We start from the raw sequence: 12,137 nt of genomic DNA, 5'->3' as shown, positions 1-12,137 counted from the left end.
GCTTATGCCTGTACCAGTGGACCGGGGTTTTTCAGATAATGTTCTTTGATTGCCTGTGCCGCCATCAGGGTGATCGCGCCGATAGTATCGGTCGGGTTCGCCTGGAAGTTCTGCGGGAAGGCGTTACCGCCCGGTACAAACACGTTATGCACGTCCCAGCTTTGCAGGTACTTGTTGAGCGCAGAGGTTTTCGGGTTGTCACCCATTACCGCGCCGCCCACGTTATGGGTGGATACGTATTTGGTCAGGTCAAAGTCTGCGCCCATTGGCAGGAAGCTCATGCTCATGCTATCCGGGTTCAGCTCTTTGGCGATGTTGCCCACAATGCCTTTCAGATGCTGTTGCAGCTTCAACTCGTTCTCTTTCCAGTTGAAGGTCATACGCAGCAGCGGTAGGCCACGGTGGTCGGTGTAGTGCGGGTCGAGATCCAGATAGATATCACGATACGACTGGCAGGTCGTGGTGATGCTGATCTTCATCGAATGGTTGTACCACTGCTCCAGACCTTCTTTGTAGCCCATACCCCAGCTCGGCGTGCCTTTCGGCAGTGCAGCGGCCATTGGCGTACCGGTCGCCTGTGAACTGTGGATCTTGGCACCGCCGAGGAAGCCGAGACCTGGACCATCGAAGTTGCCCGGAGAGATGTCGTTGAACATCTGGCCGGTCGCACCAGCGGTCGCGAACGAGTTGAAGTTCTTGTCTTTGAAGAACAGGGTCGCGCCACCGTTCGACAGGAACGCATAGTTACGACCAACCACACCTTCTTCGGTGATCGGGTTGTACGGCTTACCAATGCCGGACAACAGCATCAGACGCACGTTGTACAACTGGAAGCTGGAGAGCACCACGATCTTCGCCGGCTGGAACACTTCGTTGCCGTCTACGTCGTAGTAAATCACCCCTTTAGCGGTCTTCTGGTCATCGTGCAGAACCACTTTCACCACTTCCGCGTGCACTTCATAGGAGAAGTTCGGCATACGCTTCAGCGCATCCATCACCGCCGTTTGCGGTGAAGCTTTGGAGTAGTTCAGGCACGGATATTTCGAGCAGTAACCACAATAGTTACAAGGCGCGATGGTGTTGCCATACGGGTTTTTCCACGCGCGTGAAACGCAGGCAGACGGGTTCGGGAACGGATGGTAGCCCAGTTTGGTCGCCGCTTCTTTAAACATCACGTTGTTCAGCGTGTCTTCCAGCGCTGGCAGCGGATAAGGCTCAGAACGTGGACCTTCAAACGGGTCACCACCTTCGAGGATCTGACCGCGCAGGTTGCCGGTGTTACCGGACTGACCGCAAATTTTCTCAAACTTGGTGTAATACGGCTCGATCTCATCCCAGGTGAACGGGAAGTCCATCACGCGCATATCTTCCTGGAGAATACCCGGCTTGTACGCCTGATCGACATAGGTTTTCAGTTTGATATCGGTCGGGGTAGGACGAATCAGTACCGCCGTCCAGTGCATGCCCGCGCCACCCACACCGGTACCCGGCGCAAACGCGCCCCACTTACGGGTCGGCAGCGCCGTCTGGTCCATGTTGTAGCGCACGGTCACCGCCACTTCTTTCGGCGTAGCGAACACCTTGTTACGCACATTATAGGCGTACTCATCCGCCGGTTTCGGGTAAGCGAACTCGGGATAGTCGCGCTCACCACCGCGCTCCAGCGCGCGTACTTCTAAGCCAGCCAACGCCAGCTCAATGCTCATTAACGAGCCTGCCCAGCCGAGGCCGCAGACAACGACGTCGACTTCTTTTTTAGTAATCTGTGCCATGATAATCCTGTCTCAAATACCTGATGCGAAACGCAATTACGCGCGCTCACCCATGATGCTAACCGGGCCAAGCGGGTACGGTACGTTGTGCTGTTTAACCCACTCGGTGAAGCTGGCGCGCGCGCCAGGGAAGCCGATGGCAATCCAGGCTTTCATGCCTTTGTTGCCGCCGTACATCGGATCAGCGAGGTAGCCATGTTTGGTATCTGCAAGCAGTTGGCTGAAGAACTGGGAGGCTTTCAGGTTCGGCTCGCCCAGTGCGGCGAAGTCGATACCGTCATTTTTATTCACTTTAGTGAGAACCGCGTCTTTCTCTTCCAGCGTCAGCTCGTGGAACGCTTTCTGGTAGCTGCTCTGCGTCCACTGATTCACCAGCTTGATGCCGGTGTGATACATCTGCTGCGGAGTAAACGGAATCTGATAGCCCATCGTGGCGGGCGCATGCACGTCAAACGGACCCTGCATGTAGATTTCGTCACCGAACTCAGGGCTGTGAAGCTGCTGGTCGATAAAGATCGGTACGTTCGTTTCCAGCGCACCCGGAGCCTTGCCATTACCGCCGGCAGGGATCAGACGATCGGTGGCGGCAAGAATGAATTGCCACTCATCGCTGCTGAAAAAGATCGGTTTATAGTCGGCAAGTTCCGGTGCTGCCATTTCCGCGGCCTGGGCCGCAGTCAATCCCTTAAATACCAGGTCACTTAATGGCAAAGCCAAAAGCGACCCAAGCAGAAATTTACGTCTGGTGGTCGGTTTTTGTAAAAGCATGGCCTGACGACTCTCACTTGCTAAGAAAGATAATTATTTTTGTTAATGACTTAATTCATCGGTAAACAACCTGGCAATCTTAGGGATACAGATATTTCAAAGTGTAAGAATTAAATTAAGGATGTGTTTTGATGAGAAAGCATCATCATGTTGAATTTTGGTTACGAGCTGGTGAAGGGCTTTCGCGGCGGGAATTTCCGTTTTAACCGTACAAATGTCAGGTTTTTGTTCGAATCAACTGTGCAAATGACCAAAACAATTTACGCATCGTAATAATACCGGGAATTAATCGATAAAAATAAATCACACTTCCATACAAGAGAACCATTCTCATTAATAACATCTTATTTACTTACAGGAAACACAATCTCCATATCTATTTCCAAAAAATGACAGGCAGCGCACAAAATAAGCGAAATAGTTGAGCGCCGAAATGGATTGTTAATTTCTGGCACAGCTCAGAACAAACCGGCATTTTGCCATTTGCGCCTCAGCGATAGAGTCAGTTAATCAATCACTCGGGATGACAATAATGCGATCATTAGTTTTGTTGCTGGCGCTAATCAGTTGCGCTTTTACGTTACAGGCGGCGACGCCGAAGGACACCTTAGTTGTCGCCGTGCCGCTCGATGGCATCATCAGTTTTGACCCTGCGGAAAGTTTTGAAACCGTCAGCAACAGCGTGCAGCGCAATCTGTATCAAACGTTGGTGGAGGCCGATCGCACGACGCCGCAGAAACTCGCGCCGCTGCTGGCGACCTCCTGGCAAGCGGGCAGCACGCCGCACAGCCTGGTCTTTACCCTTAAATCCGGCGCGCATTTTGCCAGCGGCAATCCGGTAACGCCGCAGGATGTGGTGTTCTCCTTAACCCGCGCGGTACAACTTAACAAGGCACCGTCGTTTATCCTCGCTGAGTTTGGCTGGACGCCAGACAATGTCGCCGCTCAGTTTAAGGTGTTGAATGATCACCAACTGGAAATCCAGTGGCCTGCGGCGATTGGGCAGGATCTGGCGCTACGCCTGCTGACGGCGCCGGTGGCCTCGATTGTTGACAGCAAAACCGTGCAACAGCATGAAGCCAACAACGATCTGGGTAACGGCTGGCTGCACACCCATTCCGCAGGCAGCGCGGCCTTTGTCATTCAGCAATATGTCCCGCAGCAGGCATTGGTGTTGACCGCTAACGCCCAGGCACAGCCCCAGCCGCACCTGCAACGTATTCTGCTAAAAGGCGTGGCCGATGCTGGCGCACGTCGTTTGTTGATTCAGCAGGGTGATGTCGATGTCGCCTACCAGCTTGGTCCGGATCAGATTGACGCGCTGAAAAGCGATAAAAACCTGCGCATCGCTGCTTTCCCGTCCAGCCTGGTGTATTACCTCGGCTTCAATACGCAGAACAAAGCACAACCGGCACTTGGCAATCCTGCATTCTGGCAGGCCGCTCGCTGGTTGGTGGATTATCACGCCATCGCCGATCAACTGTTAAAAGGCCAATACGCTATTCATCAAAGCTTCCTGCCGCAGGGGTTTGACGGCGCGCTGGAAAACCAGCCATTCCACTACGATGTGGCGAAAGCCAAACAAATTCTGCGCCAGGGCGGCATTCAGTCCGGCACCCGGTTCTCGCTAACGGTCATCAATCAACCGCCTTATATCGATGTGGCCCAGGCACTGCAAGCCAGCTTTGCCAAAGCGGATATTCAGATTGAGCTGCAACCGGTGGCGGAGTCGGAGCTGTGGAGCAAAATGCGCGGACGTGATTTCCAGTCAATCTTTATTTACTGGGGAGCGGATTATGTCGATCCCAATACCAACGCCAGCGCCTTTGTGTACAACGTACCCGGCGGCTCGAAAACCCTCGCATGGCGCGTCGGCTGGGACATTCCGGATCTGAGCGCCAAAACCCGCGCCGCAGCAGGCGAAAGCGATGCGGCCAAACGTCGCCAGCTCTACACCGAATTGCAGCAGTCGGTGCAGCAGAATTCGCCGTTCGTTATCACCTTACAGGGCGCGCAGCAGGTGGCGGTGCGTAATAATGTCGATCATGTGCAGCAGGGGATCGGTGTGAGCCTGTTATATTTCGATACGGTGCAAAAGAAATAACCTGTCCCGTAGCGGCGCGATTTATCGCGCATCTTTTCGCAGACGATAAAGAATCGCGCCGCTACGCCTGGTCGACGTTTGCTATCCTTTCAGGCATCACCGCTTGCCTGAGAGAGAAAAATCATGACCACCCCGTTGTTGATTGCCCAAACCCCGGAAGTGAAACTGCAACTGCTGCCAAACATGGCGAACCGCCACGGCCTGATTACCGGCGCGACCGGCACCGGTAAAACCGTCACGCTGCAAAAACTGGCAGAATCCTTCTCCTCCATTGGCGTACCGGTGTTTATGGCCGATGTGAAAGGCGATCTGACGGGTATCGCCGCTGAGGGCGAAGGTTCGGAGAAACTGCTGGCTCGGCTGGCGAAAATCGGCGTGACCGACTGGCAACCTCAATCCAATCCGGTGATGTTGTGGGATATCTTTGGCGAGCAAGGCCATCCGGTGCGCGCCACCGTCTCGGATGTTGGCCCGCTGCTGCTGGCGCGTTTGCTCAACCTCAATGACATCCAGAGCGGCGTACTGCAAATCATCTTCCGCATCGCCGACGATCAGGGCCTGTTGCTGCTGGATTTCAAAGATTTGCGCGCTATGACGCAATACATCGGCGACAACGCTAAAGAATTCCAGACGCAATATGGCAACATCAATAGCGCCTCGGTCGGCGCAATTCAGCGTGGCCTGCTGACGCTGGAGCAGCAGGGTGCTGAGCATTTCTTTGGTGAACCGATGCTGGATATTCGCGACTGGATGCGTTGCGACGATCAGGGCAAAGGTTTTATCAACATCCTCTCCGCCGAAAAGCTCTATCAACTGCCAAAACTCTACGCCACCAGCCTGCTGTGGCTACTGGCAGAATTGTATGAACAATTACCCGAAGCGGGCGATCTTGAGAAGCCAAAAATGGTGTTCTTCTTTGATGAGGCGCATCTGCTGTTTAACGACGCGCCCGCGGTGCTGCTGGAGAAGGTTGAACAGGTGATTCGCCTGATTCGCTCGAAAGGCGTTGGCGTCTATTTTGTCACGCAGAATCCCGCCGATATTCCCGACAGCGTGTTGGGCCAACTCGGCAACCGTGTGCAGCATGCACTGCGCGCCTTTACCCCGAAAGATCAGAAAGCGGTGAAAACGGCGGCCGACACCATGCGCGCCAACCCGGCGTTTAATACCGTCGAGGCCATTCAGGCGCTGGGGACTGGCGAGGCGTTAATCTCCTTCCTCGATGAAAAAGGCAGCCCGTCGATAGTGGAACGTGCGATGGTGATTGCGCCCGGTTCCCGCATGGGGCCAGTCAGCAGTGATGAACGTAATGGCCTGATTAACCACTCGCCGTTGTACGGTAAATACGACAGCGAAGTCGATCGTGAATCTGCCTTCGAGATGCTACAAAAAGGGGTGCAGGTTGCCACCGATCAGGCCAATGCCCCCGCAGCGAAAGGCAACAATGTGGCGGTGGATGACGGCATTCTCGGCGGCCTGAAAGATATTCTGTTTGGCAGTACCGGCCCGCGCGGCGGCAAGCGTGATGGGGTGGTACAGACGATGGCAAAAAGCGCCGCACGGCAGGTCACTAATCAAATCATTCGCGGCGTGTTGGGTAGCCTGTTGGGAGGGCGTCGTCGTTAAGGAGCAGTTAATGGATAAACATCAACAACTGAAACGGAGCAAACGTCTGGCGCTGTCGCTGCTGCTGATTGCCGCCGCGATTTTTGTCATTACGCTGTTTCTGCCGCCCAACTTTTGGGTCAGTGGCGTTAAAGCCATTGCCGAAGCGGCGATGGTCGGTGCGCTGGCCGACTGGTTCGCGGTGGTGGCGCTGTTTCGCCGCGTGCCGGTGCCCTTTATTTCACGTCACACCGCGATCATCCCGCGTAATAAGGATCGCATCGGCGAAAACCTTGGCCGCTTTGTGCAGGAAAAATTCCTCGATACCGATTCGCTGCTGGCCCTGATTCGTCGTCACGACCCTTCGCAGATGCTGGCGCAGTGGCTGAATGCGCCCGGTAATGCCGATCGCATTGGCCGCCATCTGTTGCAGGTGATGCGCGGCTTTCTCGACCTTACCGACGATGCGCGTATTCAGCAGTTTCTGCGTCGGGCGGTACATCGCGCGCTCGACAAGGTTGACCTCACCCAATCCAGCGCGCTGCTGCTGGAAAGCCTGACCAAAAACAACCGCCATCAGGAGCTGCTGGATGCGGCGGTGCAGCAACTGCTGCGTATCCTGCACAAGCCCGGCACGCGGGAGTTTATCGCCATGCAGATTGTGCGCTGGCTGAAACGCGAGCATCCAATCAAGGCCAAAGTGTTACCCACCGAGTGGTTGGGCGAGCACAGCGCCGAGCTGGTGGCTAACGCCGTCGATTCGATTTTGGATGAGGTGGCGCTTGATCAGGGCCACGAATTTCGCCTCGGTTTTAACCGCGCGGTGGAGCGGCTGATTGTGAAGCTGAAAAACGATCCTGAGATGGCCGAACGCGCTGAGGTGATCAAAAGCTGGCTGAAGGAAGATGAGTCGCTGAATCGCTACATTGGTGAACTGTGGCAGGATTTACGCGGCTGGCTGAAGGAGGATTTGCGCAGCGACAACTCGCGTGTGCAGGAACGCTTTCGACTGGCTGCGTTGTGGTTGGGTGAAACGCTTGCCGCTGACCAGGCGCTGCGCACCTCAATGAATCAGCATCTGGAAGATGCCGCACGTAGCGTCGCACCGGAGTTTGCCCAGTTTCTGACACGCCACATCAGTGACACGGTGAAAAGCTGGGATGCGCGCGAAATGTCGCAGCAGATTGAGCTGAATATTGGCCGTGATTTACAGTTTATTCGTATCAACGGCACGCTGGTGGGCGGTTCGATTGGTCTGGTGCTGTATTTGTTGTCGCAGTTGCCAATGTTGATGAGATATTTGACGCTCCCGTAGCGGCGCGATTTATCGCGCCGATTTTTCCGGCATCACGCACGAAATTGCGCGATAAATCGCGCCGCTACGGGGATGGTGCTTAACGACGTTTCAACATCAAAAACAGGCTGATGGCGAAGAACGCCGCGCTCGGCAGAATCGCCCCGAGAATCGGTGGGATACCATACACCAGACTCAACGGACCGAAAATCTGATCCAGCACGTAGAACAGGAAACCAAAGCTGATGCCGGTTACGACACGTACCCCCATCGACACGCTACGCAACGGTCCAAAGATAAACGACAACGCCATCAGCATCATCACCGCCACCGAGAGCGGCTGGAAGATTTTGCTCCACATGTTGAGCTGATAACGTCCCGCCTCTTGTCCACTTTGTTTGAGGTACTTGCTGTAGTTGTAAAGCCCGCGAATCGACAGCGCGTCCGGGTCCAGCGCAACCACACCCAGCTTGTCTGGCGTCAGGTTGGTCTTCCATTCACCGCTCAGGCTTTGTGAACCGGTAATCTGCTTCGCATCTTTCAGGTCCGACTCATCCACCTGGGACAGCACCCAAAGTTTCTTCGTTTTATCCCAGGTGGCAGTCGCTGCATAACGAACGCTCAACAGGCGACGTTGATCGTTGAAGTTGTAGATGCTGACGCCATCAATCTGGTTATCGCCCTTGATACGTTCGATATAGATGAAACTGCTACCGTCTTTCGCCCACAAACCATTCTGCGTCGACACCAGTGCACCGCCGTACAACTGCTGCGCACGGTAGTTTCGTGCCATCTGCTCACCCTGCGGCGCAACAAACTCACCAATCGCCATGGTCAGCAACACCAGCGGAATTGCGGTTTTCATCACCGCCAGTGCTACCTGCATCCGGGTGAAACCCGATGCCTGCATCACCACCAGTTCGCTGCGTTGCGCCAGATTGCCAAGACCTAACAACGCCCCGAGCAACGCCGCCATCGGAAAGAAGATCTCAATATCTTTCGGCACACTGAGCAGGGTGTAGTACCCAGCATCCAGCGCGGTATACATGCCCTGCCCGGTTTTACGTAGCTGATCGACAAACTTGATGATGCCCGACAGCGACACCAGCATGAACAGCGTCATCATGATGGTGTTAAAAATGGTTTTGCCGATATACCGGTCAAGTACCTTAAACATCACACTGACCCTCCACGGCTAAAACGGGCGCGGATGCGGCGCATCGGCACCGTATCCCACAGGTTCAGGCCGACGGCCAGTGCCAGGTAACCGAAGTTCACCACCCACATCCAGATGGTTGGATCGAATTTCCCTTTCGCCGAGTTTGATTTCAGCGAGCTTTGCAGCAGGAAGAAGATCAGATACAGCAACATCGCCGGTAACATCGACAGGACACGGCCCTGACGCGGGTTCACCACGCTAAGCGGCACCACCATCAACGCCATCACCAATACTGAGAACACCAGCGTCAGACGCCAGTTCAGCTCGGCAGTGAAGGTAGGATCTTTGCTTTGCCACAGCGTGCGCATATCCGCCTGCTCAGCATCGTTGGGATCCAGCACCGCCTGTTTGTAGCCAATCAGCGCCTGGTAATTCACAAAGTCGGTGATACGGAAATCACGCAACATTGCGGTCCCTTCAAAACGCGTGCCTTTATCCAGCGTCACAATTTGTGACCCGTCCGGGCGTTGCTCCATATGCCCGCTATCTGCCAGCACCACTGAAGGTCGCGCATTCCCCTTTGGACGCAACTGGGCGAGGAAGACGTTGCCGAAGGTGTTACCCCGCACGTTTTCAACGAACAACACCGCGTTACCGTCGCTGGAGGTCTGGAATTGCCCTGCCGCCAACGCGGCCGCGCCGGGGTTGGCTTTGGCATTCTGCGTCACTTCATCCTGATAACGTGAAGACCAGGGGCCCAGCCATATCACGTTAATCGCCGCCACCATCGAGGTGAGCAGCATCAGGATCATCGCTGATTTAACCAGCACGCTTTTCCCCAGGCCACAGGCATGCATCACCGTGATTTCACTTTCGGTGTACAGCCGCCCAAGGGTCATTAAAATCGCCAGAAACAGGCTTAGGGGCAGGATAAGTTGTGCCATTTCAGGCACGCCAAGTCCTAACAATGTCAGAACCAGGTTTGTTGGGATCTCGCCATCCACCGCGGCACCCAGGATCCTCACTAACTTCTGACAAAAGAAGATCAGTAGCAGGATGAACAGGATAGCCAGCTGGCTTTTGAGCGTTTCCCGAACCAGATATCTAATGATGATCACGCTTAGTACGCCTGTGATAACTTGTCTTTTTGCAGGAAAATCGCTAGTTTCAACGCTTATCAGCCATTTTTCTTCATCAATGGCCGTCATCGCAGCTAAAATAGTATGACAAACGCGTCCGGGTGGTGAAAAAACAACACATTGCCACCCTAACTCATTATGACCGCCGGCGTTTAAATGTCATGGCGTCGCAACAAATTTAATGCGTTACGAGCGCGCTACATTCTAACGACAGCTTAGGCCGTTGTCTTTAAGATTCAGGAGAGTGCATGGAGTTCAGTGTAAAAAGCGGTAGCCCGGAAAAACAACGCAGCGCCTGCATTGTGGTTGGCGTTTTCGAACCGCGTCGTCTTTCACCGATTGCCGAACAGCTCGATAAGATCAGCGACGGTTACATCAGCGCCCTGCTGCGCCGCGGTGAGCTTGAGGGTAAAGTGGGCCAGACACTGCTGCTGCACCATGTGCCGAATATCCTTTCCGAGCGCATCCTGCTGATCGGCTGCGGCAAAGAACGCGAACTGGATGAGCGCCAGTACAAGCAGGTAATTCAAAAGACCATCAACACGCTGAATGATACCGGCTCAATGGAAGCGGTATGCTTCCTGACTGAACTGCACGTCAAAGGCCGCAATACCTACTGGAAAGTACGCCAGGCGGTGGAGACCTCCAAAGAGGCGCTCTACAACTTTGATCAACTGAAAAGTAACAAAGTCGAGCCACGCCGCCCGCTGCGTAAGCTGGTGTTCAACGTGCCGACACGTCGTGAACTGACCAGCGGTGAACGCGCAATTCAGCATGGTCTGGCAGTAGCCTCTGGCGTTAAAGCGGCCAAAGACCTCAGCAACATGCCGCCAAATATTTGTAACGCCGCGTATCTGGCGTCGCAGGCACGCCAACTGGCGGATGCGTTCAGCAAAAATGTCACCACCCGCGTCATCGGCGAACAGCAGATGAAAGAGCTGGGGATGAACGCCTATCTCGCCGTGGGAGCGGGTTCGCAGAATGAGTCACTGATGTCGGTGATTGAATACAAAGGCAGCAGCAACGCAGACGAACGCCCGATCGTGCTGGTCGGTAAAGGCCTGACCTTCGATTCCGGCGGTATCTCGATCAAACCGGCGGAAGCGATGGACGAGATGAAGTACGACATGTGCGGCGCTGCGTCGGTCTATGGCGTGATGCGCATGGTGGCGGAACTGAATCTGCCGCTGAACGTGGTCGGGGTGCTGGCAGGCTGTGAAAACATGCCTGATGGCCGTTCGATGCGCCCGGGTGACGTGCTGACCACCATGTCAGGCCAGACGGTAGAAGTGCTGAACACCGATGCCGAAGGTCGTCTGGTGCTGTGCGATGCCCTGACTTATGTTGAGCGCTTCGATCCTGAAGTGGTGATTGATGTCGCCACCCTGACCGGTGCCTGCGTGATTGCGCTGGGTCATCATGTCAGCGGTCTGCTGTCGAACCACAATCCGTTGGCGCATGAGTTGATCAGCGCCTCTGAGCAGTCTGGCGACCGTGCCTGGCGCTTGCCGATGGCAGATGAATATCAGGAGCAGCTGGAATCCAATTTTGCCGACATGGCAAACATTGGCGGCCGTCCGGGTGGTGCCATCACCGCAGCGTGCTTCCTGGCTCGCTTCGCGCGCAAATTTAACTGGGCGCACCTGGATATCGCCGGTACTGCCTGGCGCTCCGGTAAAGCCAAAGGCGCAACCGGTCGCCCGGTGCCGCTGCTGTCGCAGTTCCTGCTGAACCGTGCAGGTCTGAACGGCGACGATTAACGCATCCGACGTGCAGCAATTAAAACCGGGGCGCATAATGCGCCCCAATGTCATTAATGGAATCTAGCCCGCCATGAAAAACGCCACCTTTTATGTGATGGAGTCCGATACCGCCAGCGACGGCCTGAGCGCCATTGAAGCGCTGGTGTGCGATTTGGCCGAAGCACGCTGGCGTGACGGCAAACGCATCCTGATTGCCTGCACCGATGAACAGCAGGCCAATCGTCTGGATGAAGCCTTATGGCAGCGCCCGGCCAATGCCTTTGTACCGCATAACCTTGCGGGTGAAGGCCCGCGTTATGGCGCACCGGTCGAGTTGGCCTGGCCGCAACGACGCGGCAGTTCGCCACGCGACTTGCTAATCAGCCTGCTGCCGCAGTTCGCAGATTTTGCTACTGCTTTCCATGAAGTGATAGACTTCGTTCCTTACGAAGAATCCCAGAAACAGCTGGCGCGTGACCGCTATAAAGCGTATCGCAGCGTTGGCTTCCAATTGAATACGGCGACGCCACCACAGCCGCAAACGACATAGCAGA

Annotated in this window: 9 protein-coding genes; 5 read left to right on the top strand and 4 right to left on the bottom strand. The window is 55.0% G+C overall.

Translation table 11 applies throughout. The features are described 5' to 3' along the window. Nucleotides 1-2: 2 nt before the first annotated feature. A complete protein-coding gene (locus AC6I8T_RS02905; protein WP_208724718.1) occupies nucleotides 3-1,772 on the bottom strand; it encodes a GMC family oxidoreductase in 1,770 nt (589 codons plus the stop codon). 36 nt (nucleotides 1,773-1,808) lie between these two features. After that, on the bottom strand, nucleotides 1,809-2,540 hold the full coding sequence (locus tag AC6I8T_RS02900) for a gluconate 2-dehydrogenase subunit 3 family protein (RefSeq protein ID WP_021185774.1): 732 nt from the start codon (nucleotides 2,538-2,540) through the stop codon (nucleotides 1,809-1,811). Between the two features lie 532 nt (nucleotides 2,541-3,072). Between AC6I8T_RS02900 and AC6I8T_RS02895 the strand changes: the two genes are divergently transcribed. The 3 genes from AC6I8T_RS02895 (at nucleotide 3,073) to AC6I8T_RS02885 (ending at nucleotide 7,564) form a co-directional block, all read left to right on the top strand. Next, entirely contained in the window at nucleotides 3,073-4,644 is a 1,572-nt protein-coding gene (locus AC6I8T_RS02895) for an ABC transporter substrate-binding protein (RefSeq protein WP_497833484.1), read from the top strand. Between the two features lie 123 nt (nucleotides 4,645-4,767). Next, a complete protein-coding gene (locus tag AC6I8T_RS02890) occupies nucleotides 4,768-6,270 on the top strand; it encodes a helicase HerA-like C-terminal domain-containing protein (protein WP_497833483.1) in 1,503 nt (500 codons plus the stop codon). 10 nt (nucleotides 6,271-6,280) lie between these two features. Further along, complete coding sequence (locus AC6I8T_RS02885; protein WP_497833482.1) at nucleotides 6,281-7,564, top strand: DUF445 domain-containing protein; 1,284 nt, start codon at nucleotides 6,281-6,283, stop codon at nucleotides 7,562-7,564. Nucleotides 7,565-7,643: 79 nt separating this feature from the next. Here the strand turns inward: AC6I8T_RS02885 and lptG are convergent, their stop codons facing one another. Both lptG and lptF read right to left on the bottom strand, forming a co-directional pair. Beyond that, nucleotides 7,644-8,720 carry an LPS export ABC transporter permease LptG gene (gene lptG, locus AC6I8T_RS02880; protein WP_208725484.1) on the bottom strand — a complete coding sequence of 359 codons (1,077 nt, stop codon included), beginning with the start codon at nucleotides 8,718-8,720 and terminating at the stop codon, nucleotides 7,644-7,646. Further along, nucleotides 8,720-9,820, bottom strand: a complete 1,101-nt coding sequence (lptF, locus tag AC6I8T_RS02875; RefSeq protein ID WP_021185768.1) for an LPS export ABC transporter permease LptF — start codon at nucleotides 9,818-9,820, stop codon at nucleotides 8,720-8,722. Before lptF ends, lptG begins: the two co-directional genes overlap by 1 nt. Before the next feature lie 269 nt (nucleotides 9,821-10,089). Between lptF and pepA the strand changes: the two genes are divergently transcribed. Both pepA and AC6I8T_RS02865 read left to right on the top strand, forming a co-directional pair. Continuing rightward, on the top strand, nucleotides 10,090-11,601 hold the full coding sequence (gene pepA / locus AC6I8T_RS02870; protein ID WP_021185767.1) for a leucyl aminopeptidase: 1,512 nt from the start codon (nucleotides 10,090-10,092) through the stop codon (nucleotides 11,599-11,601). Between the two features lie 73 nt (nucleotides 11,602-11,674). Beyond that, nucleotides 11,675-12,133: a DNA polymerase III subunit chi gene (locus AC6I8T_RS02865; RefSeq protein WP_021185766.1), complete on the top strand. Its 459-nt coding sequence runs from the start codon at nucleotides 11,675-11,677 to the stop codon at nucleotides 12,131-12,133. Nucleotides 12,134-12,137 lie beyond the last annotated feature (4 nt).

The organism is Pantoea sp. X-Soil-OKNW-556 (assembly GCF_059730695.1).
The sequence above is the reverse complement of the archived record's forward strand: the minus strand, read 5'-3'. Positions and strand labels throughout refer to the sequence as shown.